This is a genomic window from Schaalia canis, assembly GCF_003858455.1.
Lineage (GTDB): Bacteria > Actinomycetota > Actinomycetes > Actinomycetales > Actinomycetaceae > Pauljensenia > Pauljensenia canis.
In genome coordinates this window covers 186,606-213,547 of sequence record NZ_RQZF01000003.1, presented here as the reverse complement: position 1 = coordinate 213,547, position 26,942 = coordinate 186,606, and the positions used below count along the sequence as shown (strand labels likewise).

Genomic DNA, 26,942 nt, shown 5'->3' with positions numbered 1-26,942 from the left:
TGTGGCGCGCAGAAAGGGGAACTACCCATGTCACGCATCTTCGGCACCGACGGCGTGCGCGGTCTGGCAAATAAGGACATTACCGCTACCCTCGCCCTTCAGCTCGGTGAAGCCGCAGCCCGCCTGATCGGTGGTGGCCCCGGCCCAGACGGTCAAAAGCCAAAGGCCGTGATTGGACGTGACACGCGTATCTCTGGCGAGTTCCTTGACCATGCTCTTGCCGCGGGCTTGGCCTCCGCCGGAATGGATGTCGTCCGCATTGGCGTAGTATCCACGCCAACGGTCGCCCACATTACCGCCACCGCCGACGATATTGACCTTGGCGTCATGATCTCCGCCTCCCATAACCCCATGCCCGATAACGGCATCAAGTTCTTCGCCCACGGCGGCTACAAGCTGGCAGACTCGGTTGAAGATAAGATCCAGGCCCTCATTGGAACCGAGTGGGATCGCCCGATCGGCGCCAACGTTGGTGAAGTCGGCTACGACGACGATTGGGCAGAAAAGTCCTACATTGATCACCTGGTGAAAGCCACGAATTGTGATCTGCGTGGTCTGCGCATCGCCGTGGATTGCGCTAATGGTGGGGCGTCTATGCTTGGTCCCGAAGCTCTGCGTGAAGCCGGTGCAGACGTGGTTGTCATCAATGCCTCCCCTGATGGTCGCAATATCAATGCGAAGGCGGGCTCCACCCATCCTGAACAACTCCAGGCTGTCACTGCGGCTTCTGAGGCTGATTTCGGTGTTGCCTACGACGGTGATGCTGACCGTTGTTTGGCTGTCGATCGTAATGGCAACCTTATTGACGGTGACAAGATTATGGGCGCATTGGCTGTTCATATGCGTGATGCTGGCACCCTTGCCGACAACACCCTGGTTGTCACCGTCATGTCGAACCTGGGTTTGCTCCTTGCGATGCAAGAGGCCGGAATTAACACCATCCAGACGGGCGTGGGGGACCGCTACGTTCTTGAGGCGATGCTTTCTGGCGGCTACAACCTGGGTGGTGAACAGTCCGGGCACATTATCGCCTCCGATCATGCGACAACCGGTGATGGCGTGCTGACCTCGCTCATGCTTGCCCGCATGGTCAAGCAAAGTGGTCGTGACCTGGCTGATCTGACCTCCTTCGTGAAGCGTCTGCCGCAGACCTTGGTGAATGTCTCGGGTGTGGATCGCGCGCGCTGTGCAACGGATGAAGGCTTGGCCGAGGCCGTGCGCGCCGCCGAAGCGCGCCTTGGAGAGTCAGGCCGTGTGCTCCTACGTCCCTCCGGCACTGAACCCCTGGTTCGCGTCATGGTTGAGGCCGCCACCCAGGAAACGGCTGATGAGGTTGCTGCTCACCTGTCCTACGTTGTACGCGACCGGCTGGCCCTGTGAGAGAACGCCGTGATAGAGCCCTGTGATTAGAGCACTGTGAGAGTGCACCCTGACTGGGCGGTGTGAATGTCCTGACGTGGTGTAGCGCTGTGCCTGACAAAGGGTAATAGGGCTTCTAACCTGCCGATATAGCGTTTTCTTAAGCATGTTTGTGGGCCCTTAACCCAGGCGGTTAAGGGCCCATGAGCATACGCTCGGGTTGCGACTGAGTGATATGCCGATAGGGTGGAGGTAAAGAAATGTCAATGAAAGGCAGTCGTGACTTTACCCCGCGAGCACCGCAATACACCCCATGACCCCAACGATCCGACGAACTCAACCGCAGGATCCGACGTCACCCCCGACCTCGCCTCGGACGCCGCCACCTTTCCAACACGCATCGAAGTTGTCTCCGCCGACACCGTCCCCACCCGCGAAGAAATCGAAGCCGAACACCGCGGCACAGACGGCTCACAGGCCCACATGGATGCCACATCCGCTAGCGAGGCATCAAAGGCGCGCACTCTCGATGCGGCCCTCAGTGAAGACAGCACCCGAGAAAGCGGCCTTCATATTGGCCCCGAACTGACCCTGCCAGAGGACCCCGCAAACGTTGCCCGCGTGGTGGCAGAACTCGAAGCCGCACACTCCGACGCCGCCCTCGTTGCCGAACATGAGGCCGCAATGGCGACCATTGCCCAAAACGACGACGAGGTCGGCACCGTCTCCTGGCGCGTTATGCTGCCAGCTCTTCTTATCGCGATGACGCTCATTGCACCCGCAATCCTCGTCCCGGATGCGATGAAAGACGTTGTCAACGCCATTAGTTTGGGCCTCATTCACTCTCTGGGCTGGTACTACTCCCTCATTGTCGTTGGCTTCGTCATCTACGTCATTGTCATTGCTGCCTCCCGCTACGGCGATATCACCCTGGGGGCGGACGATGACGAACCCGCTTACTCGCGTGCCTCATGGTTTGCCATGCTCTTCGCAGCAGGCATGGGTATTGGCCTGGTCTTCTTTGGCGTATCCGAGCCACTGAGCCACTTCGTCTCTCCTCCGCCTGGCACCAGCGCCGACTCTCCAGCTCAGCTTGCACAGGCCGCCATGGACACAACCTTCCTGCACTGGGGGCTGTCGGCCTGGGCAATCTACACTGTCGTTGGCCTTTCCGTGGCCTACATGTCCCACCGCAAGGGCCGTTCCGTCTCGATACGCTGGGTGCTTGAACCCCTCTTAGGTGATCGCGTGCGCGGCTGGGTGGGCGACCTCATTGACATTGCCGCCGTGCTGGGCACCCTCTTTGGTGTGGCCGCATCCCTGGGCTTTGGTGCCGTCCAATTCACCGCAGGCATGGAATACCTTGGCCTGCTCACCTCAACGCCGATGATCCTGCTCCTTGTTGTCATCGGCGTGACCTCCCTGGCCGCGCTCTCTGTCGCATCGGGACTGGATAAGGGCATCAAGATCCTGTCGAACTCGAACCTGATTCTCGGCATTATCCTGCTCCTGGCCGTCCTTTTCCTGGGGCAGCCGCTTTTCGTTCTCCGAGAGTTCGTTCAATCCCTCGGTCAGTACATTCAGCAGTTCATCCCCCTGTCCTTCCGTACCATGCCTTTCCTGGGTGAAGAAGGCCAAAGCTGGCTGAGTTCATGGACCGTGTACTACTGGGGGTGGTGGATGAGCTGGTCACCTTTCGTTGGCATCTTCATCGCCCGCATTTCCCGAGGCCGCACTATCCGCGAGTTCATTGTTGGCGTCCTTGCCGTTCCCACCCTCGTCACATTCTTGTGGTTCTCTGTCATGGGCGGCACCGCCCTGTGGTATCAGATGAACGGCGTTGATCTGACGGCCAATGAAGGATGGAGCACCACCGCTTTGTTCAGCATGCTGGAGCACCTGCCTGGCGGTCCGGTCTTATCTGGTTTGTTCATTCTGCTCCTCGTGGTTTTCTTTGTCACCAGCGCAGACTCTGCTTCCTTTGTTCTGGGCATGCTCTCATCGGGTGGATCATCTCAGCCTCCCCTGTCGGTGCGCCTCATCTGGGCGGGAATGGAAGGAGCGATTGCTGCGACGTTGCTGTGGGTGGGGGCCTCGACAGGTCACGCCACCGATGGCCTCACCGCTCTTCAGGTCCTGGCCGTCATGACGGCACTGCCGTTCTCGGTGGTCATGGTCCTCTCGTGTGCGTCAATGTTCAAAGCCTTCCACGAGGAACAACGCCTGCGTGATGCGGCTGAACGCCAACTTGTCCGCGAGCGCGTTAATGCCATGATCGACCACGCGGTCTCCACTCCGCGCAGACAACGCGAATGGATGCCAACAATGCCTCTGTACACGGCGCCGCGTCGACGCAAGTAGGCCAGAGGTGTGAAGCACGGTGGTGGCCTCGTCCCTGGCACGCGGGTGACGAGGCCACCGCTTATGTCGGGGCGCGCTGCGAGAATCCCTTGAGGAGGTGCGGAGGCCCGTTGTCGCGGAGGCGCGCTGGCGTCAGTTTTTTCGCAGGAGGAGCGATTCGACTCGGTGCTCGGCGCCCTTGGTGAAGATCATGGAAGCGCGCGGCCTGGTCGGCAAGATATTCTCGTGCAGGTTCGGCAGGTTAATGGCGTGCCAGATCATTCGGGCGGTTGCCTCGGCTTCCTCGTCACTGAGGGAGGCGTAGGTACGGAAGAAGGATCCTTCACGGCTGAAGGCGGTATCGCGGAGGGCAAGGAAACGGTTGACATACCACTGTTCAATGTGGGTCTCATCAGCATCAACGTAGATGGAAAAATCGAAGAAATCCGACACTGACACGCCCGGAGCCCCAGGGTGAACGCGCGGAGGCTGCAAGACATTGAGCCCCTCAACGATGAGGATGTCAGGACGAGACACCCGAATGGACTCCCCCGGAACAATGTCATAGAACAGGTGGGAGTAGACGGGGGCTTCCACGCATTCCTGCCCGCCTTTAACCGCCGCAAGGAAATCAATGAGTGCTTGGCGGTCGTAGGACTCAGGGAAACCCTTGCGGGCCATAATGCCGCGCTCTTCCAAGACCGCATTGGGAAGGAGGAACCCGTCGGTGGTCACCAGATCCACTCGCGGAGTTGTTTCCCATCGTGACAGGAGAAGCTGCAGGAGACGGGCGACCGTTGACTTTCCCACTGCAACCGACCCGGCAACACCAATAATGAAAGGCGTGTCAGGTTCTGCCGGCGCGCCAGGGATGGAAAGGAAGGCCCGACGTTCGCGGGTGGTGCGTCGCCTGCCGTCCACATAAAGCTGTAAAAGAGCCGACAGCGGGCGGTAGATGGCCTCTACCTCACGCATGTCGATGGGGTCACCGAAAGCGGCAATCCGATCGACATCATCCTGGGTGAGAGGAAGCGGTGTTCTCTCAACGAGGCGAGCCCATTGCTCGCGTTCAAAACGCATGTAGGGGCTCAACGGGCCTTCAAGGATGTTTGTTGCGCTATCCACCCGATCATTTTGTCCTATTTTGAGGACGACTGTGTGCAAATAGCCTCAGTGTGGAGCACAAAAAGCGAGCAGGTGGACAGGCCCAGAGGCCAAAGCGGTAATGTGGGGCCGTGCTTGATCTGCTTATTGCGTGCATCCCATCCCTCCTGTTTGGCGTTATCTCGCCTTTAGTGATGAAGATTGGTGGCGACAACCGCCAACAAACCACCGGCCAGCTCACGGGCGGTTTTCTTTTTGCCAGTGCCGCCACTCCTTTCCTGGGGGTGACGTGGACGCCTGAGGTTTTTCTCATCTCCCTCTTCTCGGGACTCCTGCTGGGCGCAGGGATCCAATGGCAGCTCAAGAGCCTGCGTAGCGTGGGGGTGTCTCGCGCGATGCCGATTTCCACTGGCGCTCAGTTGCTGGGTGTTGCTCTTGGCGGCGTCGTGCTCATGGGGGAGTGGCGAGGCCCGGGTGCTCTGCCGGTTGGCACACTGGCTTTGGGCCTGATCGTGGGAGGAATCTACCTGTGCTCGCGCACGGAAAGTACAGGGAGGGCCGAGGTCGACTGGGGTGTGGGGGTGCCTCAGTTGATTGTTTCCAGCATCGGCTTGGTTACGTACGTCCTGCTTTTGCGGTGGTTCTCCATTGATGGTGTGACGGCGTTATTCCCCCAAGCCTTGGGGTATTTCCTGACCACTCTTGTGCTGACATCACCACGTTTTGATCCCCAGGGTGGGCCAGTTGATACGCGGTGGAGCATCATTACTGTCCGTCAGTTCCTTCCCGGCTTCATTTTTGGTGCGGCGCTGCTCATTATGCTCACCTCAAGTGCCAAGGTAGGGGTGGCCACAGGCTTCACCCTGTCACAGATGGGTGTTGTTCTCACCACTTTTTTGGGCATTGTCTGGCTGGGGGAGAGCCGCACGCGCAAAGAAATGCTGTGGACAGTTTTTGGCGTCGTAGGAGTCGTTGGGGGTGCCATTTTGATTGGCGTGGCAAAAACCCTTGACACTGTTGTCTGACAAATTGGCGCTATTTCGCGCTTTTCGTCGGGTGGAAGGGCTCGCCTAGCTGTGCTGAGATAGTCCGCATGTGTGGAATTGCCGGTCATATTGGACACGAAAACTCCGGGCGCCCTCAAGAGGTCGTCCTCAATGGGCTCTCACGCCTTGAATATCGCGGCTACGACTCAGCGGGTATTGCCCTGGCCTGCCCTGACAGTGTTGACGTTATCCGCGAGGTCGGAAAACTCGCCAACCTCCGCGACGCCATCAACGAACACAACCCAGGCCCCGCCCTCGCCGCTATCGGTCACACCCGCTGGGCCACCCATGGCCGCCCCTCCGTCGCCAACGCCCACCCTCACAGCACCCAGGATGGGCGCCTCGCCCTCGTCCACAATGGCATTATCGAAAACGCGGACTCCCTGCGTGCCCGGCTGCGCCACGAGGGCCACACTTTCGCGTCGGACACCGACACCGAAGTTGTTGTCCACCTTCTTGGCGCAGCCGTGAAGGACGAGGCCATCGCCCCCTGGGACGGGCCGATTGGCTCCCTCTCTGGCGCGTCTCTTGAGCACGCCCAAAAGCTCTTCGCGGCTATGCGTCACATTGCCCGTTCCCTGCGCGGCACCTTTACTCTTTTGGCTGTCAGCGCTGACGCCCCTGGCGTCATCATTGCCGCACGCCGCTCCTCGCCCCTGGTGATTGGCCTGGGGGAGGGCGAAAACTTCCTCGGCTCGGATGCCCTCGCTTTCGTTGAACACACCAGCGAGGCCCTGGAGATCGGCCAGGACCAATTCGTTGCCGTCACCGCTGACTCCGTAACTGTCGTTGACGAGGACGGCCACGTGGTCACTCCCACTCGGTTCACCGTTGAATACTCCTCGGAGCGGGCCACCAAGGACGGGTGGGCGACCTTCATGGAGAAAGAAATCCACGAACAACCCCAAGGGGTAGCCGACACTATCGCTCAGCGTCTTGACGCTCACGGCATGCTGAGCCTTGATGAGGTGCGTATTCCCGAACACGTCCTACGGAGCATTGACAAGGTCATCATGATTGGCTGTGGCACCGCCTCCTACGCGGGCCAAGTGGCCCGCTACGCCATTGAGCACTGGTGCCGTATCCCCGTTGAGGTTGAGCTCGCCCACGAGTTCCGCTACCGCGACCCCGTCGTCACCGAAAAAACCCTGGTCGTTGCCATCTCCCAGTCGGGAGAAACAATGGACACCATCATGGCTATTCGTCACGCTCGCGAACAGGGCGCGAAGGTCGTTGCCATCGTTAACACCCCAGGTTCAACCATTTCCCGCGAGTCTGACGCCGTACTGCTCACCCACGCAGGCCCTGAAATTGCCGTGGCCTCCACCAAAGCTTTCACATCCCAGGTGGCCGCCACCTTCATTTTGGGCCTGTACCTGGCGCAGGTGCGCGGCAATAAATACGCGGACGAGATCGCCGACTATCTCGATAAGCTCAGTGAAATCCCCGGCAAGATTGCCCAGGTGCTTGAGCGGGCAGAGTCTATTCGCCAGGTAGCGCACGCTATGGCTGACACCACCTCTGTGATCTACCTTGGCCGCCACGTCGGCTACCCCGTTGCAATGGAAGGCGCCCTGAAGCTCAAAGAAATCTGCTATATCCACGCTGAAGGATTCGCAGCCGGTGAACTTAAACACGGCCCCATCGCCCTCGTTGATGAAGGCCAGCCTGTCATTATTGTCGTTCCTACCCCGCGCCGACCAGAGCTTCACGCCAAGGTCATCTCGAATATTCAAGAGGTTCGTGCTCGTGGTGCTCACACCATTGTTGTGGCAGAGGATGGCGATACAGCCGTCGACCAGTACGCCGACATCGTTTTCAGGGTCCCTGCAGCACCCACGCTTTATGCGCCGCTGCTGACCGTCGTCCCCCTGCAGCTTTTTGCTTGCGAACTGGCTTCCGCTAAGGGGCTGGACGTTGACCAGCCACGAAACCTCGCCAAGTCAGTCACTGTTGAGTAATACTCGTACATGAATCTTCCTTAAGGTGGGATACTGGAGACCGTGACTGGAGAGACCACGCTGACAACGCAGACGACGACACCCCCCTCCCCAGCCCAAACCTATCCGGGGCGGGCAGTCATCAACCACGCCGCAATCACCCAAAACCTGCGCGCACTGCGTCGGCTTGCCCCCACCTGCCTGCAAATGGCCATCGTGAAAGGCGACGCCTACGGTCACGGTCTGCTCCCCGTCTCCCTCACCGCCCTTGACGCGGGTGCCGACTACCTGGGTGTCGCCCAAGTACAGGAAGCAATCGCCCTCCGTGAAGGTCTAGACTCAGCGGGCATAGCGCGTGACAACGCCAAGATCTTCACATGGATTAACCACCCAGAAGACGACTGGCGCCAGGCTATCGAGGCCGACCTCGAACTGTCCGTGTCCTCAACAGCAACTCTTGCGCAAATCTGCGCAACTATCCGCGCAATCCGAGAAGAAGCCGAAGAAGAATGCGAACGCTGGGAGGCCGCCCAAAACCAGGCATCCTCCAGCGCGGACGGAACAGAAACCGACACTCCCGAAGACGCCGACGATCACCTCGACACCTACCCAGGTGAAGAAACTATCGCCGTCCCCCCACGCCACCCCAACGCGCAGCACAGCCCCGAGGTTATTCCCTCCGACCTCCTGAGCAAACGTGAGATCAGCGCACGCATCCACATCAAGATCGACACGGGTATGTCGCGCGCGGGTGCCACCCTTGACGACCTGCCTGCGCTTGCATCAGCGGCGCGTATGGCCGTTGACGCCGGACTCATTACGGTCGTGGGAGCCTGGAGTCATCTCTCCCGCGCGGACGACCTCAGCCCTGAAGGGCGCGAATCCACCGCATCACACCTGCGCTACTTTGAAGCAGGTTTGACCGTCCTGACAGCGGTAGGAATCACCCCGCAGATTCGCCATATCGCCGCTACCTCCGGTCTGCTCTGGCACCCCGACACCCACTACGACATGGTGCGCCCCGGCATCGGCATCTATGGGCTGAGCCCCAATCCCGAGGAAGCCACCAGCGCTGACCTTGGGCTCCAGCCTGCGATGACGCTCATGGCGCCACTGACATCCGTCAAAATCATCGACGCCGAGGCCCCCGTCTCCTACGGCGGGACGTGGCGCGCCCCCTCGCGCCGTTGGATCGGTATTGTTCCCCTGGGATACGCCGATGGTGTCCTTCGCGCCGTCTCCAACCGTGCCCCCGTCTGCGTGAACGCCTCAAGACCCATTCGCACCACTATTGTGGGACGGGTATGTATGGACCAGTTCATGATTGATCTGGGCCAGGCCCCTGACTCTTCGGTGAGTAGCGCCCAAGCTGCCAAGCAGTCGCCAGCCGTCGTCGGAGATATGGTTGTTCTTTTCGGAAAGCCCGATGAGAATATCCCCTCCGCAGATGAGTGGGCGCTCGCGGCTGACACTATTAACTACGAGATTGTGAGCCGTGTGGGTGAGCGCGTGCCGCGCAGCCACATTGTGCCCTCGATGAGCTGGAATAACGTTCCTGCCCTCTAGCTGCTGAAAGAGGCTTTCATGTTTGTGCAGATCACCTCTGTTGATCAGACCCAAGCCCTGGGCGAAGCCCTGGGGCGCCTGCTTGAAGCCGGCGACTTGCTGATGCTCCGCGGGGAGCTTGGCGCAGGAAAAACGACCTTCGCGCAGGGGATTGGCCGAGGCATGCAAGTCCGTGGCCAGGTGTCCTCACCAACATTTATTGTTGCCCGCGTTCACCCCTCCCTGGTGGGTGGCCCTGATTTGATCCACGCTGATGCTTACCGCATCACCGACTTGGAAGATCTTGAGACTCTTGATCTTGACTCGACGATCGACGAATGCGTGACCATCGTCGAGTGGGGTGAAGGCAAGACGGAGGCAATGTCGGAGGCGCGCCTGGAGGTGGATGTCACCCGGGCAACCGGTGGCGCTGTCAAAACTGATGGTGACGTCATTGACCTTGAGCATATGGATGATGGTCGTCGCGTTATTACCTTCCACCCGCACGGGCAACGCTGGGAGGGCGTGATCGAAGCTGCGGTGGCTGAGGCTGGACTCAGACTGGAGTAACACTGGGGCTCAGAACCCCAGTCTTGTTGGGATAACAGCGCCCGTGGCGGGGATAGGAGCTATGCGCCGTCGACGTGAGGGCATCTGCCCGCCCTAGGCGCAGCGCGTGTTTCACAGGCAATCCTTCGTGAAACAGCACCGTGGCTGACCTGACAGAGCACCCTCCTTCTTCCAGGAAGTAAAATCCTTCTGTGACCATACTGTGCATCGACACCTCGCAGGCAACTGCTATCGCCCTCGTACGCGACGGAAAAGTGCTGGCACGCACCCGTAACGAATCGGGCCGCCACCACGCTGAATCCATCACCCCCCTCGTACGTGAAGCGTTAGCTGACGCCGGTCTGCCCACCACACTCACCGAAGCGGGGCTGACAGCTATCGCCGTGGGGACCGGCCCCGCCCCCTTCACCGGCCTGCGCGCCGGACTGGTGTCAGCGCGAGTTTTCGCCGCAGCGGCGAGTATCCCCGTCTATGGCGTATCAAGTCTTGACGTCATCGCTCGCCAGGCCCTCGACCTTCTCTCTCAAGAAACCGAGGTCATCGCACTCAGCGACGCGCGACGCAAAGAACTCTACTGGGCGCGCTACCGCACAGAAGGGCCCGACGACGTCACCCGTCTTGAAGGACCCGAGGTTGAATCTGCCGCCGACCTCGCACGCTCCGTCAAGAGCAACGCCGTGCGTCTCGTGTCCTGCGCTCCGCTACCGCCTCACGCGGAAGCCGACCTCGCCGGACTTGAGCAAGGCCCCATCGCTCCTCTTGATGCCGCCGTCCTTGCACGCATCGTCACCGCTCGTCTTTCTCGCGGCTTAGAGGACTCACTCGATACCGAGCCCCTCTACCTGCGTCGCCCTGACATTCACGGACAACCCGCCGCACGCCTGTGAGCACTGTGCCAAACGCTAATGGTGGCCTAGTCGTCGAGCTTCGCCCCATGACCGCTGCCGACGTGCCGACTGTGTGTGCTCTGGAGCAGGCTATCTTCCCTGAGGATCCCTGGACGCCCGGCATGGTTGACGAAGAACTCCGTGCTGCCGGCCGACACTATGTTGCTGCCTATGCCAACACAGATGGTGCCTCTGGTGAGATCGTCGGCTATGCCGGGATCACCCTTGGCCCTGACGCCGACGTGATGACCATTGGTGTCCTTCCCCAGTGGCGAGGCAAAGGCGTGGGAGCCCGACTGCTCGCAGACCTCCTCTCAGCCGCAGAGGCTGCAGGAAGCGAACGCATCTTCCTTGAGGTGCGAGCCTCTAACGAGGCGGCACAAGGGCTCTACAGGCGGTACGGTTTTGAGATCATCGGGCGGATTCGCAACTACTTCCGCCACCCCCTTGAAGACGCTGTCACAATGCTTCGAGAGCGTGCCGACAACACAAGTGTTCACTAAGAAAAGACAGTGCTGAGTAATTTGAGAAAGCCCTGTTGTTTAAATACGCCCCCGGTGGTAGCTACGCAGGTATTTTTCTGACACTCAAGAGCCTGCTGTGTGCTGGCAGTCGGAGGGAGAAAAGCCGCGAGATTCCGCCAAAAAAGAAGGTAGCGGCACAAAGGTCCTAGGTGGGCAGGTCGCCGGTCCCACATCCACGGTGATATTGCCGGTTACTGTTCCATCATGGCCACTACAAATGTCGCAACGAAGAAGCGTCGCGCGTGGACTACCAGTGTGTTCGTCAAGCAACTCATGGCAGTCTCCGGCATCGTCTTCGTCCTCTTCCTCCTGTTCCATTCCTACGGAAACCTCAAGATGTTCCTCGGTCAGGAAGCGTACGACAGCTACGCTCACTGGCTGCATCACGAGGCGCTGTACCCCATCTTCCCCCACGGCGCATTCATCTGGGTCTTCCGCGCAGCAATGCTGCTGATGCTCGTGATCCACGTAGCCGCCGCCGCCATCACCTGGCATCGTTCGGCTCGCGCCCGTCGCTCCCGCTACGTGGTGAAGAAGAACGCCGCTGACGCCTACGCAGCGCGCACCATGCGCGTCACCGCAGTCGTCCTGCTCGGCCTCATCCTCTTCCACATCCTCCACTTCACCACCGGCACCGTTCAGACCGGCTTCGTTCACGACAACACCCCCTACGAGCGCATGGTTCTGTCCTTCCAGAACCCCATCTGGGTCCTCGTCTACCTGGTGTTCGTCGCCGCAGCCTGCCTGCACGTCGCTCACGGCTTCTGGTCCGCCTTCCAATCTCTGGGCTGGGTCCGTGCTGGCACCCGCAAGCCGCTCGAGATTCTTTCGGGCCTCATCGGCGGCATCATCTTCCTGATGTTCATGCTCCCGCCGGTTGCCATCGTGCTCGGATTCATCACCATCTGAGGAAGGCACTGAATAATGACTGACCTGATTAAAGGCTTCTACCGCGAAGGTGAAGCCATTGCCGACACCAAGGCTGACCTGAGCCAGCCGATCTCCCAGATGTGGGAGCAGCGCAAGTTCACCGCAGCCCTCGTCAACCCCGCCAACCGTCGTAAGCTGCGCGTCATCATCGTTGGCTCCGGCCTCGCCGGTGGCGCAGCCGCAGCGTCGCTGGGCGAAATGGGCTACAACGTTGACGTGTTCTTCTACCAGGACTCCGCCCGCCGCGCGCACTCCATTGCCGCGCAGGGTGGTATCAACGCCGCGAAGAACTACCGCAACGACAACGACTCCGTGCACCGCCTCTTCTACGACACCGTCAAGGGCGGCGACTACCGTGCGCGTGAAACCAACGTCTACCGCCTCGCCGAGGTCTCTGCAGCGATCATCGACCAGTGCGTCGCCCAGGGTGTTCCCTTCGCCCGCGAATACGGCGGCCTGCTCGACAACCGCTCCTTCGGCGGCGTGCAGGTGTCCCGTACCTTCTACGCACGCGGCCAGACAGGCCAGCAGCTCCTCATCGGCGCCTACCAGGCCATGGAACGCCAGGTTGCCGCAGGCACCGTCAAGGAATACCCCCGTCACGAAATGGTCGAATTGATCGTTTCTGATGGCCGCGCCCGCGGCATCGTCGCCCGCGACATGTCCACCGGCAAGCTGGAAACCTTCGTCGCTGACGCCGTCGTCCTCGCATCGGGCGGCTACGGCAACGTCTTCTTCTTGTCCACCAACGCTATGGGCTGTAACGCCACCGCCGTGTGGCGTGCACACCGCAAGGGTGCTTACTTCGGCAACCCCTGCTTCACCCAGATTCACCCCACCTGCATCCCGCAGCACGGTGACCAGCAGTCTAAGCTCACCCTCATGTCCGAGTCGCTCCGTAACGACGGCCGCATCTGGGTACCCAAGAAGGCAGAAGACTGCGAAAAGGATCCCCGAGACATTCCCGAAGAAGATCGCGACTACTACCTGGAGCGCATCTACCCTGCCTTCGGTAACCTCGTCCCCCGTGACATTGCCTCCCGCCAGGCAAAGAACATGTGCGACGAAGGCCGAGGCGTTGGACCCAAGATTGACGGCGTCGCACGCGGTGTCTACCTCGACTTCTCCGATGCCATCAACCGCATGGGTATGGCTGCCGTTTCCGCAAAGTACGGCAACCTCTTCGACATGTACGAGCGCATCACGGGCGACAACCCCTACGAGACTCCGATGCGTATCTACCCCGCCGTCCACTACACGATGGGTGGCCTGTGGGTTGACTACGACCTTGAGTCCAACCTGCCCGGCCTCTACGTCACCGGCGAAGCCAACTTCTCCGACCACGGTGCAAACCGCCTGGGCGCCTCCGCACTCATGCAGGGCCTGTCGGATGGCTACTTCGTTCTGCCCAACACCATCAACGACTACCTGGCACACGCCTTCAACCTGCCCAAGCTGGATGAAAGCTCCCCTGACGTCGTTGCAGCGCTGGAAGAAGCACAGGCACGTATCGACCGCTTGATGGCCGTCAACGGCACCCGTTCCGTGGACTCCTTCCACAAGGAACTGGGCAACATCATGTGGGAATACTGCGGCATGGAACGTACCGAGGAAGGCCTGACAAAGGCCATCGGCATGATCCGCAAGCTCCGCGAGGAGTTCTGGCAGAACGTCCGTGTTCCCGGCAAGTCCATTGGCGAGCTCAACCAGTCCCTCGAGAAGGCCGGCCGCGTTGCCGACTTCATGGAACTGGGCGAACTCATGTGCATTGACGCCCTCCACCGCGAGGAATCCTGCGGCGGCCACTTCCGCGCCGAATCGCAGACCCCCGAAGGTGAAGCACTGCGTCATGATGACAAGTTCCTCTACGTCGCAGCATGGGAGTGGACCGGCGAAGGCCAGCCCCCCGTCCTGCATAAGGAAGATCTCGTCTACAACAACATCGAGCTGAAGCAGCGGAGCTACAAGTGAACCTGACACTGAAGATCTGGCGTCAGTCCGGCCCTGAGGCCGAAGGCGCCATGCACGAATACCAGATCCGCGGCATTTCCGAGGAATCTTCCTTCCTTGAGATGCTCGACGTCTTGAACGAAGAGCTGTTTGCTCGCGGTGAAGAACCCATCGCATTCGACTCAGACTGCCGTGAAGGTATCTGCGGTCAATGTGGCATCGTCATTGACGGTATCGCCCACGGCCCGGAGGTCACTACGACCTGCCAGCTCCACATGCGTACCTTCAACGATGGCGACACCATCACCATCGAGCCCTGGCGAGCAACCGCCTTCCCGGTCATCAAGGACCTGGTTGTCAACCGCTCCGCCTTAGACCGCATCATCCAGGCAGGCGGCTACATCTCGGTCAACACCGGCGCAGCCCCCGACGCTCACGCAACCCCCATCCCCAAGCAGGACGCGGATCGTGCTTTCGAAGCCGCCGCCTGCATCGGCTGTGGTGCCTGCGTGGCAGCCTGCCCGAATGCTTCGGCCATGCTCTTCACCTCCGCGAAGGTTACCCACCTCCAGCTTCTGCCCCAGGGCAAGCCGGAAAACTACCGTCGCGTGGTGAACATGCTCAACCAGCATGACGAAGAAGGCTTCGGTACCTGCACCAACATCGGTGAATGTGCAGCCGTGTGCCCCAAGGAAATCCCGCTTGATGTGATCTCCACCCTCAACCGCCAGCTTGGTATGGCAGCCCTTAAGGGCGTCTGAGTCGGTTGATTGCCTGAAGCATCGGCCCCGAGGAACCAGTTCTCCACTCAGGTTCCTCGGGGCCTTTGTCTGTACAGGTTTAAGCAGGAGAGGTGGGTTTAGTTGCGTGGGGGAGCATTGTGACCTTTCGGAGCACCTGTAGCTGTCACATTGCGCAACAAGTGTCACGTCACTAATGAGGTGGGGCTATAGCCAGACTGGCGGCATGCTCCTGCCCGGCACCGCTGGATAGGACTGTCTACACTGATTGATGTCCTGCGACAGAGGAGAAAACATGCGCGAGGAACACGGCCAAACCTCATCCCCTTACGAGGCAAATGCCCCCAAACAATACGATGTACAGCCCTGGCGTAAGGTCGTGTACTACCTCGGCGGCGCTATGGTTATTCTCGGTGTCGTTCTCTTTGCTTCGGTGTTCTTCACTTTCAGCACAGTCTTTTTCCGGGGCCCGAACCTCGGTGCCGCAAATGACCTGCTGGGCGGCATAGGCTTTGGCAGTTTTCCCCTGTCCTTTGCGGGTATCTTCCTCGTCGGACTCGGCAGGATTCTTCAGTCAGTAGGTCGCCAGGGACTAGCAGGATCAGGCATTATCCTCTCGCCTCAACAAGAAGTTGATGACGCAGAGCCGTGGAATCGCGCGGAGGGCGCTCAAAAGCAGGATCAGCTTGAAGAGACACCGCTCATGCGTGATGCCCTCACTCGAATGGGCACCAGCCAGGAAATCATCAAGGTCCGCTGCCGTAACTGCGGGGAACTTGACTCTGAGGATGCGCGCTACTGTTCAACCTGCGGTCAGCCCATGGCTTAACCTCGCCTGTCGCTTCACTCACCTCGCCTGCGGCTCCCCTGACAGAGAGTGCGGAAGAGTGAGCGATCCTACCACTGGCTCCTCGCTACAGGAAGGCTAGAATAACCTGGTGAGTGAGTCGACAACACGCCAAGAACCCCTGATCCTCGGTATTGAATCCACCTGCGACGAAACGGGCGTCGCCCTCGTACGCGGGTGCGAACTCCTAGCGGACCGAACTGCCACCTCGATGGATGAATACGCCCGCTACGGCGGCATCATCCCCGAAATTGCCTCCCGCGCTCACCTCGAATCCTTCCTCCCCACACTGCAGGCTGCCCTTGATGAAGCGGGCGTCACCTTTGACGAGGTCGATGCCGTCGCTGTCGCAGCAGGGCCGGGCCTGGTCGGGTCTCTCACCGTTGGCATTTGCGCAGCTAAAGCTCTGGCTACCGCCATCGGAAAGCCCCTCTACGGCGTGAATCACGTTATTGGCCACCTCGCTGTCGATAAGCTGGCCGATGGTCCCCTACCAGAACGCTTCATTGGCCTCGTTGTTTCTGGCGGACACTCCAATCTGCTGCTGGTCAATGACATTGCTACCGACGTGCGCGAACTGGGCGGCACCCTTGACGATGCTGCCGGTGAAGCCTTTGATAAGGTTGGACGCCTCCTTGACTTGCCCTACCCGGGTGGCCCGCATGTTGACCGCCTCTCCCAGCAGGGGGACCGTGAAGCAATCCGTTTCCCCCGAGGCTTGGCCGCTGGTAAGGACAAAGAACGTCACAAGTACGATTTCTCGTTCTCCGGCTTGAAAACCGCAGTGGCCCGCTACATTGAAGGCACTCGTGAACGTGGGGAAGACATTCACCCAGAGAATATCTGCGCAGGTTTTTCTGAGGCAATCAACGACTCTTTGACTGCCAAGGCTGTGCGCGCAGCCCTTGACCATGGGTGTGACACTATTGTTGTTGGTGGCGGATTCTCGGCAAATTCTCGCCTGCGTGCCTTACTGGCGCAGCGGGCTGAAGCTGCGGGTCTGGCTGTGCGTATGCCTCCGCTGCGTTTTTGCACCGATAATGGCGCTCAGATTGCTGCTATGGGTACCGAGCTTGTGCGTGCCGGCGTGAAACCTTCGGAATGGGATTTCTCACCTGATTCGGGAATGCCGTTGACGCAGACATCAATGCTTCCCGACGCGGACTGAATCGGCTCCGCTATGCCGGGATGTGCGACAAGCTATCGAGGGATGGCTGCGGCACTTCTACCGTCTAGTCGCGCACGCGCCGAGCAATAATCGCCCGGTGTCGCCCCGCGATACGCGTGGCAATGACGGTGGCCTCCTGAGAGCCAGAAAGTTTCAGTGCCGAGCGTAAAGTGGCAGGATCGAGGTCTGCGCCGCGCTTCTTGACCTCCACGCGTCCCACATCCATCGCCCGCAGGGCTGCCGTGATCGCCTTGGGGCGTAAGGCGACGACATCACAGACTTCAAAACGCGCTGCAAAGGGTGTTGCAGGCAGGTCATTGCCACTGAGGTAGGCAATCTTGTCTGAAATCAAGTGCGCGCCGAGTTCTTCAGCAAGGACTCGTACGGTGCCTGAACGGATGACTGCCGGGTCGGGCTCAGCGATCATTTCCCCCAGGTCACCGATGGGCGCTTGGGGGACGGGGGCGTTGGCCTCGTCAATCAGCGGGTCGGAGAGGACGTGACTCTCATCTGCGCGCATGACGAGGGCGGATCGGCCACTTCCTTCGGGCGCGAGGGCGGGCGTCCAGAGGGCGGCTTCGACAAGATCACCATCAACGCTGGTCCACTGTGCGTGGCAGTCGGCGGGAAGGGCTGCGTGATCGATTCCGGGGGCAAGTTTGACGCCGATTCTTGCGTAGGAGTCCCGCCAGGACATCACGGTGGGGAGCGAGGGGGACCAGAGTTCAGGGGAGAGGATGCGGGCGGAGCCTTTCGCGGCACCGGTGCGTCGAGCGGGGTCAGCAAAGATGGCATTCACGCCGCGCGCAGCCAGGCCAGGTACGTCGAGAGCGGTGACGTCGGCCGTGAGGACTTCGGCGCGGGGAGAAAGGGGGAGGGATGCGGCGGTCGCTTGTAGGTTCCAGCGGGCTGCGCTGGATGCGTCCGCGTCAATGTCGACGGCCACAACATTCATTCCTGCGAGGAGGAAGGCCAGGGAGTCGCCGCCATTGCCGCAGCCGAGATCGGCAATACAGCGTGCCCCCGATGCGGCGTAGCGTTGGGCGTGTGTGATGGCAACGCTTAGGCGGGTGGCTTGTTCAATGCCGTCACGTGTGAAGATGAGGCGGCGCGCGATAGGGCCGAGTTTGGCGTGAGCGCGGTCGCGGAGTTCGCACTGAGTCATGACGGCAGCGGCGACCTCTGCGGAGGCTCCTTGGGCGCGTAGTGCGGCGTTGAAGTCAAAGGCGCTCATTGAGTGGCGTTCGGGGTGGGAGTCCCATTCGGCAAGGAGCTGCGCGCCTGGATTATCGAGGACGAGGGCAATGGGGGAGAGCACGCTCCCATGGTAGTTGCTGGGGGTGCGGTCTGAGATGTCTGAGGGAGGTCAAGCTTTTGGCACTCAGGTTGTCAGAGTGCCAATAGGGTTCTAAGCTGGATGTGATCGGCTGAGCCTGCGGGCCAGCCTTCCCCTGAAGAACTGACCCCCGCGACGGCAGCACTACAGGGACCGACGACTTTTGTGTGAATAAAGAAAGGTAGCGGCGAAGTGTCCATCACTATTAAGCCTCTCGAAGACCGTATTGTCATCAAGCAGGTGGAAGCTGAGCGCACCACAGCATCTGGCCTGGTGATCCCCGATACCGCCAAGGAAAAGCCTCAGGAAGGTGAAGTTCTGGCGGTGGGCCCCGGCCGCATTGATGACAATGGTCAGCGCGTGCCTATGGACGTCAAGGTTGGTGACGTTGTCATCTACAGCCGCTACGGTGGCACCGAGGTCAAGTACGCGGGCGAGGAATACCAGATCCTTTCCGCTCGTGACGTTCTGGCCATCGTTGAGCGCTGATCGGAAAAGATCAAAAGCTGACAGACGCTGAACAAGGCCGCCCCCGCATACGGGGGCGGCCTTGTTGGTATTCCGGCGGGGGATACGTCAAGCCGTTCAGTGATGGGGCACCTGAATGGGCTCTCGGGCTGGGCGGAGAGTGAGGCGGAGGCAGAATATTGACGGGGTCCGTGTCTAGCTATCACAAGAGTCTCGACCTATGCGTCGGCTTTTAGGGCAAATGAGTTGAGAAGTAGGTAGGAGGCAAGAAGTAGACGTAGGAGGGTGTGATGATTCCTCAACCGCTCAGTAGAGCGCGGTGCGTAAAGCAGGGTCAACGCTGAGGCGTCACCATGCTGGGGAATCGACCGAGGAAGAGGCGTTCGAAGCCCGCCGAATATTGCGAGAGTATCGGCATCAGTTTCAGATACCAATGGAAGCAGTCGGTGCGGCACTGGACAGAGCAGTTACTGTTCATTCCATTGACGCCGAAGTGACACAGCGCCTCAAACGAGAAAACACCATCTATGAAAAGATCACTCAATGGGGGAGCGGACTTGATCTGTCGCGAATGTGTGACATTGGTGGATGTCGCGTTGTTCTTGCTCATGATGATCTTGAAGATCTCTATGTTTTGGTCGACTGGGCTAGGAAAGAGTGGAGCGAATATAAGGTTATTACTATATTCAGGAGCCGCGCGCATCTGGGTACAGAGCTATTCATCTCATCGTCAAACAGGATGGTTTCTTAATCGAGGTTCAACTCAGAACTCAGACCACGCATCAATGGGCATCCGATGCGGAAGCCTTTAGTGCTCTCTTTGGAGAGAACTACAAGCAAGATGGGGATAGCGTCATTCAAGAATTCCTGCGCCTGCGTGCACTCTTGGAAAATACGCCAGACGACGCACACAAGGCCGCAGATGTGAGCACCTTTACTGCCCTCGCTCAGAAAGTTCGTTCTATGCTGAAAGGGCTGCCGAATGAATCAGAGGAGGTCAATGATGAGTGAACTCAAGCCAGTTCAGCATTACTTGTTCATCTATGACCGGAAAGCAGACAAACTGCTGGGTCTGCGAGAGTTTGGTACCGATGCTGATGCAGCGCTAAAGGCCTATGCAGAGGCAGAGATTGAATACTCGGGTATGCAGTGGATGGATATCGTCTTACTTGCCTCTCAGTCTCTTGAGTCGGTGCGACGCACCCACGGTAACTACTTCGATGGCGAAGCTCGCAGGAGCGTTGAGCGTGCCTTGGCAATGAGCTTCTAGAAGCGATCCCCTACATCTGGTGCCGCCCTCGTTTCAACGAGGGCGGCACTGCTTGATGTCTGGGGGTGTAAGTGCTGAGGTGTGGTGCTGTGGGGTTGAGTGCGCGAGGACAGATGAGGCGAGGTCGGGTGAGGGTGGCTAAGAGGCGTGTAGTTGTTTATTCCAGTGGCGTGCGTTGTGGCTGTGTCGATAAGGTGGTAGTTGGGGCTTCTATGATGCGCGGAGAATAAAACGGGCGTAGAGGAGTGGTTGGAGCATAGTCCTTTAATGAAAAGTAGAAGGCACTGTGCGTTACCTGTCTGGTTGATATTCCAAGGTGGCTCGCAGGAGGGAAGAGCTGTCGGGCAGGTTTTGATAGCGGGCGATATCCAGCGGGGGCTTTCTCTATGATGGAGCCAATGTTGATAGGTGACTTTTTGCAGATCCGTTAATTCTTTCGGGAGGAAAAACGCCTCTGACGTCAGGCGCAGCATCAGAATTGTTTGTCAACATGAGGTAATTATCGAGTGCGAATTGGCATGACAAGCCCCGACATGATCTGATTTTATGGAAGAAAAGAGAGAAAATGACGCAGGTAGATGTTCTTGTGGTGGGCGGTGTGGGAGTCGACCAGATCGTCCGAGTGAAGTCCCTACCCCTCCCTGTTGTGGATTCCATGATGGTTCCACCCATCGCGACCGTCGTGGGGCATACGGGTAACGGTGTCGCCCTTGGTGTCCACGCACTTAGCCGTTCGTCTGCCATGGTGGACGTCATCGGAGATGATGATGAAGGTCGGTTTATCCGGGATGTTTACTTAGCCACTGGAATCTCGACGAACTTCGTCACGCACATCAGCGGAACGCGACGTTCGGTGATTTTGGTGACCGAGGAAGGACAGCGCATGTCTTTGTACGATCCGCGACATCCCTTTGAGTTCACTCCCGACCCGTCGTTGTGGCGCGAGGGCATCAAAAGATCTCGGCACGTGCATGTCTCTATCATGAACTGGGCAAGGTACGCGTTGCAGGATGCTATTGCCGCAGGTCGATCAACGTCAACCGACCTGCATGATTGGGATGGTGTTGCCGACTACCACAGAGACTTTGCCTATGGTGCCGACTACGTTTTCGTGTCCGCCGCGGCGCTGACGGACGAGTCCGCAGTGGTCGCAGACATCTTTGTCCGAGGTCGTGCCCAGTTCGTGGTGGTGATGGCGGGGAGTGAGGGAGCCCGTGTGTGGCAGCGCTCGGATGAACAGCCATTGCGAATCAGTCCGATCTCCATTCCTGATCGTCCGGTCGTGGATAGTAACGGAGCCGGCGATAGTTTTGTGGCGGCCTTTCTGTGCCATTACCTAGATCACGGTGATATCGCCGGGGCTGCCCGTGCAGGCGCGGTGGGTGGTGCCTGGGCATGTGGAAGCCTCGGGACGCACACGAGCTTTGTTGACACCGAAACATTGGAGCGGCTTCTAGCTCGGTAACAGTAAGGCGGTCCCGACCGAGTACAGAGAGTATTTCCGCGCGCTGGCAGACATGGCAGGACTCCAAGAGAGTAAAGGGATGCCCCCGATAGCTGTGGAAGCTATCGGGGGCATCGAGAAGCGCGCTGCTTGAGGTGAGAGGAGGTTGCGCGCTCAGGCCTGTCGACGCAGGACTGTGAGAAGGGCGCCGCCAGCGATCAAGGCAAGTGACACGAAGGTAGCGATTTCAAGCGAATCAGCGCCGGTCTTTGCCAGCTTGCTTCCAGCCTTCTGGGCGGGTGCCTTAGAGGTAGAGTCCTGGGGAGCCTGCTTATGTGCATCCTTAGATGGAGGCGTGTTCGGCGCAGGTTGAGGCTTTGCCTTCGGCGGAGTCTGCGGTTTCACGGAAGAATCCGGCGTGCTAGAACCGTCAGGTGCCCCATTCTTCGGGGGCGTTACCTGCGGGGCCTTGCTCTTCTTAACAAAGCCAAAGTCCAGGGTGTTGTCTGCGTTGTTGACCAGTGTGCCTGAGTCAACGGAGTCTGTCGAGGAATCCTTGGACCGGTCACCACCCTGGTTGGCCTTCGTTGCTTCGAAGCCTGCAGGAGCAATGACACTCACAGTGTACTTTTCCGTGCCGCTCAAAACAGGGAGGTCGCTGAAGGAGTAGGAACCGTCAGCCTTCGTCTGAGTGATCGCAAGAGGCCCCTTCGGGCCGCTCAGAGAGAGAATGACACCTCCAATACCGTAGTCTGAACCGTCATCTTGAAGGCCGTTGCCATTCTTATCCCACCAGACGAAGTCGCCCACAGAGACGGTCGTGGAGTAGTCGATGGCTTCATTGCGGAGCTCAGCGAGGGTCTCATCTTTGGTGATGACGAAAGAAACTTCGTCGAGACGTTCGACCTTGCCAACCATCCAGGTGGAGGCGCCCCAACGGACGTTTTCAATCGTGGGATCCTTGATGTTGGATGAGAGGTTTGTCAAAGTGATCGTGGTGCCCACGGGGAAAGCATTGGGGCCGCCAACAGGGAAGGGCGTCTTCACATCGACCGGAACTGTCAGGTACCTGGCGTCGGTAGGAGACTTCCAGCCAGGATAGTCAGCTTCAGTCTTTCCTTCGGGGAGCTTCCACTCTGCCGCAATGCGGAAGGTCTTATCGGCGGGAATCTTCTTAGCAGCAGTGCCAAAAACCTTCGCTGTAATGCTGAAGGTGCCGAAAGTCGGCTTCGTGCCTGCGGATCCATTGTCGTCGCCGGGGCCGGGAGCAGGGGGAGTAACTGCCTTGGGAGAGACAGTGTTGTGGAGTTCAATGACTTGGTTCTCGGGCCCGACGAAGGTTTCGTACTTGCGAGAGTGGGTAGTGCGCTTACCTTCGACCCAGCTCGTCTGTCCGAACTCAAGGCCGCTTGGCAGTGCTGGGGTGGTGGCATCAAGCTGTTCTTCGAGCATGATCGTTGTGCCATCGGGGAATGCTGCTGCACCACCTGTTGGGAAGGGGGTGGGAGTATTAACTGCCAGGTCCATGAAGGTGGGGTTGGCCGGTGGGGTCCAGTTGGGGTAATCGGCAATGGTCATGCGATCAGGAAGGACCCAACGCACGGCAACACGGAACTTGGTGTCAGGGGATACCTTGTCAGTGGCTCCGTGGAGGCGCTTGACAATAGTGAAGGTAGTGAAGCCGGGTTTGGCGCCCTGCTGATTGTTGTCCGCGGCGTGGGCGACGTTACCGGTAAACAACGGTGATAGGCCAGTGATGATCAAAGCGAAGACTGCCACTAATGCCAGCAGTACTCGCGGGAGATTCTTCCCGTGTGTCAGCATCTTTACTCCAGGGGTAGATAAGCGGTTAGGTACTCAGAGAAACCTCAGAAATGACCGCGACTGTTTATTGATCTATCTCGACCATATTCCACAGTGAAAGTGCATTTCTGAGGTTTGAATTGCGAATGAATACACACTTCATTTACCCACGGAAAGGGGAGGGGAGGAGTAGGATTTCCGCTCGTGTCCCCGGAAATCCAAGTGTTGAATAATGAAAATTATGGATCGGAATGGCGGCCTCTCCTTGTTGTGGACATCAAGATCGCCGGAGTGTCTGAGCCTTCCGTTGTTTCCTGGGTGGGGCAGTTATTCAAGACGCGGATTTTGCAAATGTGTGAACGATTTTCGATGATAAGTGCCGCTATTGTCTAAGAATCTGCGACATTATTTAGAACATCCAAAGAGTGCTCAGTTGTTCGATCTCGTCTGAATTAATGAAGGATTGAGACCCTTAAAGGCGCGAGGTTTTATGGCCTCGGTGCGCGTTGCCTTCCAGGCGGGGTGTCTGTGGTGGAGGGAAGAAGAAAGAGCCTCTCCAAGGGAGAGGCTCTTTTGGTCGCTGCATAAGGATGAGTGTCAATCCCCAGCGCTGCAGCTTTGCGGTGGAAAGTTCAGTGTGTCAGGCGCTGCGCTTCATTCGGCGCGCCTGGATGTATTCGCGACGTTCCTCTTCGGTCATGCCGCCCCAGATTCCGTAAGGCTCCTGGGTGGAGAGGGCATGCTGGCGGCACTGCTCAAGAACAGGGCAGGTCGCGCAGATGGCCTTGGCGGCAGCGGCGCGGCGGCGGCGCGTGGAGCCTCGCTCACCTTCGGGGTGGAAGAACTGCTCGGTATCGACCTCGCGGCATGCCCCCTGATACTGCCATTCCCAAGCGTCAATCATTGGGCCGGGCAGGCGTGAAACATCAGTCATGGGGTCCCTTCCTTTCGCGGTCGGGGTAGGGGAGGGGTCCTCCCGTTTTGAACACCTGCAACATTACAGAGTTGTGCATGCGTTGTTCAAGTAGCAGAGAAAAACTTATGGGAATTTCCCAGGAGTATCGCCAATCCTGAAAGAATGCTGGGAGCTGAAGTTGCTTCCTGGGTGTTCGCTGATGAACAATGTGTGCGCAAGTTTCGGATTTCTTCTTCATTCCGGTGGCACAGAGACTTCAAAAGCGTCACAATCGAAGAGGAAAGAAAAATCACCTGCTGGATTGCCTGCGCCCCAAGCGCCAGAACAAGCAAAACACCGAAGGGAGGACTCGACATGCCTCGTGCAACGCTCACAAGACTGACGAGCGCCGACTCTGTCGAAGCCCCCCTCAGTGTCGCAGCAGTCGCCATTAAACTTGGCGTATCGGCTTCAACGCTTCGCACATGGGAACGACGCTACGGAATGGGGCCGACAAGCCGCCGCTCGGGCACACATCGCCGTTACAGTCCTGAGGACGTTGCCCTCCTCAAACGCATGGTCGAAATGATCCGCTCTGGCGTAGCAGCCTCTGAAGCCGCAAAGCGCCTCCTCAATGCGCCACAGGGAATGGCGCCACTCGACAACGCTGCGCCCCCAACCGTCGACGACATCCTGCGGGGAGCCTCGGCTGCTGAACTGAATGTTCTTGAAAACCTTCTAGGTATTGCCATTGCCACCAATGGCCTAGTGCACACATGGTCAGACCTGCTCGAACCTGCCCTCGACCGGATTTACTCCTGTGAACAGGGGCAAAAACCCGGCTACGCTCCCTCGGCAACACTGACTGTCGCCGTTATGCGGGTCCTTGCTCAACTGTCGCACCAATGCGATTCCAACGTGAAGACCTACCAGCCAGCCGTGATCGTTGCAGATCAGGACCTCATGCTTGCCGCCCATGTCACAGGCGTTGCCCTAGAATGGAACGGGATTCCCACCTCCATCCTCGACACAGGCCAACACGCTGGGCAAGACGTGCACAAACGCCTCAACGCCCACATTGCTTCAAAGAAGCCCCACAGCGTCATCGTGATGGGACGGGGAACGCACTGCGAATCCCTCATTGAAACCAGCCTGGACCGACCCGAACTCAACATCATTCTTGTGGGAACCGACTCACCGCGCATCCTCGATCCACGCGTCCAGCGAGTCCGATCCCTGGCCGCCTGCGTTGAAGAAATGCTCGCATTCTCGCGCGAAGAAGGTCCCTGTCCAGACCTGGTCCACTAAGACGCTCCGCGGGGAATACTTCCATCCTCGGCAACGAGGAAACCCACCAACAAACCTCTCACGAGAGAGATCCCCATGCCAGCAAAGGAGCTGAACATGCAGACGCCGTGGTCACACCAGGTCGTGCGCGAGGAATTCGACGAAGAAATCCGCCTGCTTATCGCCTCTCTGAACGACAAGCTCATCGCGGACACCGCATCCGCTCCTCTGGACGACACGCCTGCCCCACAGCTTCTTGTTGACCACGCCCATCGCACAACACTTTGGAGCCTTGCAGCACTCTACCTCTCACACGCGGATGCGCAGGCAGCTTCAACCAAAGCCCGCCCAAGTGCCGCCCAGCACTACACTGCGCTGCACGACCTCTACTATTCAGGTGCAACCGAAGGAGAGCCCAATGACGCAACTCGCTCTGGGAGCACTCCCTCGCCCACCGCCCAGCCCACCGAGCACAGCCGACCCCACAACAACGAGCAGACCCTCATCATCGCCGAGGCCCTCGCCCACGCCGCAGTAGCAGGAATCGACGGAGCTCTCGACGACCTGCGCCACCTCCTGCGCGACAAAGAAAAACACTGGTGGGACCCGCGACACGGACTGATAAGGACCGCAGGAGGTGCACACCACAGCGCCCCCTTCGACCTCGGAAGTAATGTCTATGCCATCGGAGTGTTCCTTCTGGCCTCCGACGTCACCGGCGAACGTATCTGGGCTGATCGTGCTCGATTCATCGCCCACGCCCTCCATCAAAACCTGCCCCCAACCTCCCTCATCTGGGCCACAGTGCTACACCCAGACGATGCGCATGGCGAACAGCGGCACGCAGCAACGCACGCACACCCGAGGGCAACACGCGCAGTGCTGGACGCTGAGCAGCGCACGCGCATCTACTTCCTGTGGGTACGAAACCTCCTCCACCTGCGCGCACGCATCATCGAAGACGGTGATGAAGCGCCCGAATGGATGCTTCACGACGCATGGCAAATCTACCGATGGATCATGGCCACATCCTGGCCAGCGCGCGCAGACGGTTTCACCCCTCTCATCCAACAGGTCGTGCAGCCTTCGGCAGCTCAGCTTTCGCCACTGGTTGAGGCTGTCAGCGCCACCGAAGCTCTGGGAAAGACCATTGAATATGACGAGGGCCGGGACGAGTGGCTCGCCCAACTCAGCGCCGACTTTGCCCTGGCAATGACCTGGGCTGACACCCATCTTCGGCAATCCCCCGGCCAATGGCGCAACACCACTGCTCGTGGGCATAGCGAAGTCAGCGAAGAGGCAGACAGTCACGAGGGTGCGCTCGCGGCGCTCTTAAGCGCTCTCATGCTGGCGCGTCTTCCCTTGACCCCCTCCCTGCCCGTTTCCCTCGAAGAGGGCTATCTCGCGCCCCTGCGCGCTGCCCAAGAAACAGGGTGAAACTCGCCACCCTTACGCTCAGATTCTGGTTCTGAGGTCTTTGGGAGTCAAT

The 26,942-nt window shown here is 59.1% G+C and carries 24 protein-coding genes; 20 read left to right on the top strand and 4 right to left on the bottom strand.

Going from position 1 to position 26,942, the window contains the following annotated elements; all coding sequences use genetic code 11:
- Positions 1-27: 27 nt before the first annotated feature.
- The gene (glmM, locus tag EII11_RS04875) at positions 28-1,380 is read left to right on the top strand and encodes a phosphoglucosamine mutase (RefSeq protein WP_124869417.1); all 1,353 of its coding nucleotides are present in this window, start codon (positions 28-30) and stop codon (positions 1,378-1,380) included.
- 258 nt (positions 1,381-1,638) lie between these two features.
- The gene (locus tag EII11_RS04870) at positions 1,639-3,720 is read left to right on the top strand and encodes a BCCT family transporter (protein ID WP_205649234.1); all 2,082 of its coding nucleotides are present in this window, start codon (positions 1,639-1,641) and stop codon (positions 3,718-3,720) included.
- A 132-nt stretch (positions 3,721-3,852) separates the two neighbouring features.
- On the opposite strand, the gene coaA is transcribed toward EII11_RS04870, so the two are convergent.
- Positions 3,853-4,779 carry a type I pantothenate kinase gene (coaA, locus tag EII11_RS04865; protein ID WP_124869773.1) on the bottom strand — a complete coding sequence of 309 codons (927 nt, stop codon included), beginning with the start codon at positions 4,777-4,779 and terminating at the stop codon, positions 3,853-3,855.
- Between the two features lie 155 nt (positions 4,780-4,934).
- On the opposite strand from coaA, the gene EII11_RS04860 reads away from it, so the two are divergent.
- From EII11_RS04860 to tsaD, 11 genes are all read left to right on the top strand, one after another.
- A complete protein-coding gene (locus EII11_RS04860) occupies positions 4,935-5,828 on the top strand; it encodes a GRP family sugar transporter (RefSeq protein WP_124869414.1) in 894 nt (297 codons plus the stop codon).
- Positions 5,829-5,896: 68 nt separating this feature from the next.
- The gene (glmS, locus tag EII11_RS04855; RefSeq protein ID WP_124869411.1) at positions 5,897-7,810 is read left to right on the top strand and encodes a glutamine--fructose-6-phosphate transaminase (isomerizing); all 1,914 of its coding nucleotides are present in this window, start codon (positions 5,897-5,899) and stop codon (positions 7,808-7,810) included.
- A 42-nt stretch (positions 7,811-7,852) separates the two neighbouring features.
- Entirely contained in the window at positions 7,853-9,355 is a 1,503-nt protein-coding gene (alr, locus tag EII11_RS10830; protein WP_240623066.1) for an alanine racemase, read from the top strand.
- Between the two features lie 18 nt (positions 9,356-9,373).
- Positions 9,374-9,904 carry a tRNA (adenosine(37)-N6)-threonylcarbamoyltransferase complex ATPase subunit type 1 TsaE gene (tsaE, locus tag EII11_RS04840; protein ID WP_124869407.1) on the top strand — a complete coding sequence of 177 codons (531 nt, stop codon included), beginning with the start codon at positions 9,374-9,376 and terminating at the stop codon, positions 9,902-9,904.
- A 191-nt stretch (positions 9,905-10,095) separates the two neighbouring features.
- A complete protein-coding gene (gene tsaB, locus EII11_RS04835; protein WP_124869404.1) occupies positions 10,096-10,791 on the top strand; it encodes a tRNA (adenosine(37)-N6)-threonylcarbamoyltransferase complex dimerization subunit type 1 TsaB in 696 nt (231 codons plus the stop codon).
- Positions 10,788-11,294, top strand: coding sequence for a ribosomal protein S18-alanine N-acetyltransferase (gene rimI / locus EII11_RS04830; RefSeq protein ID WP_240623065.1), 507 nt, complete (start codon positions 10,788-10,790; stop codon positions 11,292-11,294). The genes tsaB and rimI overlap by 4 nt, the downstream gene beginning before the upstream one ends.
- A 225-nt stretch (positions 11,295-11,519) precedes the next feature.
- Complete coding sequence (locus EII11_RS04825; protein WP_124869401.1) at positions 11,520-12,224, top strand: succinate dehydrogenase cytochrome b subunit; 705 nt, start codon at positions 11,520-11,522, stop codon at positions 12,222-12,224.
- 15 nt (positions 12,225-12,239) lie between these two features.
- Positions 12,240-14,216 carry a fumarate reductase/succinate dehydrogenase flavoprotein subunit gene (locus EII11_RS04820; protein WP_124869397.1) on the top strand — a complete coding sequence of 659 codons (1,977 nt, stop codon included), beginning with the start codon at positions 12,240-12,242 and terminating at the stop codon, positions 14,214-14,216.
- A complete protein-coding gene (locus EII11_RS04815) occupies positions 14,213-14,956 on the top strand; it encodes a succinate dehydrogenase/fumarate reductase iron-sulfur subunit (RefSeq protein WP_124869394.1) in 744 nt (247 codons plus the stop codon). Before EII11_RS04820 ends, EII11_RS04815 begins: the two co-directional genes overlap by 4 nt.
- 274 nt (positions 14,957-15,230) lie before the next feature.
- Positions 15,231-15,764, top strand: a complete 534-nt coding sequence (locus EII11_RS04810; protein ID WP_124869391.1) for a zinc ribbon domain-containing protein — start codon at positions 15,231-15,233, stop codon at positions 15,762-15,764.
- Between the two features lie 109 nt (positions 15,765-15,873).
- Positions 15,874-16,950, top strand: coding sequence for a tRNA (adenosine(37)-N6)-threonylcarbamoyltransferase complex transferase subunit TsaD (gene tsaD, locus EII11_RS04805; RefSeq protein WP_205649233.1), 1,077 nt, complete (start codon positions 15,874-15,876; stop codon positions 16,948-16,950).
- Positions 16,951-17,014: 64 nt separating this feature from the next.
- Here tsaD and EII11_RS04800 read toward each other — a convergent pair whose 3' ends face one another.
- On the bottom strand, positions 17,015-18,268 hold the full coding sequence (locus EII11_RS04800; RefSeq protein ID WP_240623064.1) for a class I SAM-dependent methyltransferase: 1,254 nt from the start codon (positions 18,266-18,268) through the stop codon (positions 17,015-17,017).
- A 210-nt stretch (positions 18,269-18,478) separates the two neighbouring features.
- Between EII11_RS04800 and groES the strand changes: the two genes are divergently transcribed.
- From groES to EII11_RS04780, 5 genes are all read left to right on the top strand, one after another.
- Positions 18,479-18,775, top strand: coding sequence for a co-chaperone GroES (gene groES / locus EII11_RS04795; RefSeq protein ID WP_124869384.1), 297 nt, complete (start codon positions 18,479-18,481; stop codon positions 18,773-18,775).
- 412 nt (positions 18,776-19,187) lie between these two features.
- Complete coding sequence (locus EII11_RS10750; protein WP_205649232.1) at positions 19,188-19,505, top strand: nucleotidyltransferase family protein; 318 nt, start codon at positions 19,188-19,190, stop codon at positions 19,503-19,505.
- Positions 19,439-19,765 carry a nucleotidyltransferase family protein gene (locus EII11_RS10985; RefSeq protein ID WP_124869763.1) on the top strand — a complete coding sequence of 109 codons (327 nt, stop codon included), beginning with the start codon at positions 19,439-19,441 and terminating at the stop codon, positions 19,763-19,765. Before EII11_RS10750 ends, EII11_RS10985 begins: the two co-directional genes overlap by 67 nt.
- A complete protein-coding gene (locus tag EII11_RS04785) occupies positions 19,755-20,024 on the top strand; it encodes a hypothetical protein (RefSeq protein WP_124869381.1) in 270 nt (89 codons plus the stop codon). The genes EII11_RS10985 and EII11_RS04785 overlap by 11 nt, the downstream gene beginning before the upstream one ends.
- A 565-nt stretch (positions 20,025-20,589) precedes the next feature.
- On the top strand, positions 20,590-21,489 hold the full coding sequence (locus tag EII11_RS04780; protein WP_124869378.1) for a carbohydrate kinase family protein: 900 nt from the start codon (positions 20,590-20,592) through the stop codon (positions 21,487-21,489).
- A gap of 153 nt (positions 21,490-21,642) precedes the next feature.
- Here the strand turns inward: EII11_RS04780 and EII11_RS04775 are convergent, their stop codons facing one another.
- Entirely contained in the window at positions 21,643-23,292 is a 1,650-nt protein-coding gene (locus EII11_RS04775; protein ID WP_124869375.1) for an SdrD B-like domain-containing protein, read from the bottom strand.
- A 619-nt stretch (positions 23,293-23,911) separates the two neighbouring features.
- Positions 23,912-24,205 carry a WhiB family transcriptional regulator gene (locus tag EII11_RS04770; RefSeq protein WP_124869371.1) on the bottom strand — a complete coding sequence of 98 codons (294 nt, stop codon included), beginning with the start codon at positions 24,203-24,205 and terminating at the stop codon, positions 23,912-23,914.
- A 336-nt stretch (positions 24,206-24,541) separates the two neighbouring features.
- Between EII11_RS04770 and EII11_RS04765 the strand changes: the two genes are divergently transcribed.
- Positions 24,542-25,474, top strand: coding sequence for a MerR family transcriptional regulator (locus EII11_RS04765; protein WP_165867068.1), 933 nt, complete (start codon positions 24,542-24,544; stop codon positions 25,472-25,474).
- Between the two features lie 96 nt (positions 25,475-25,570).
- A complete protein-coding gene (locus EII11_RS04760) occupies positions 25,571-26,890 on the top strand; it encodes an AGE family epimerase/isomerase (protein ID WP_165867067.1) in 1,320 nt (439 codons plus the stop codon).
- Positions 26,891-26,942 lie beyond the last annotated feature (52 nt).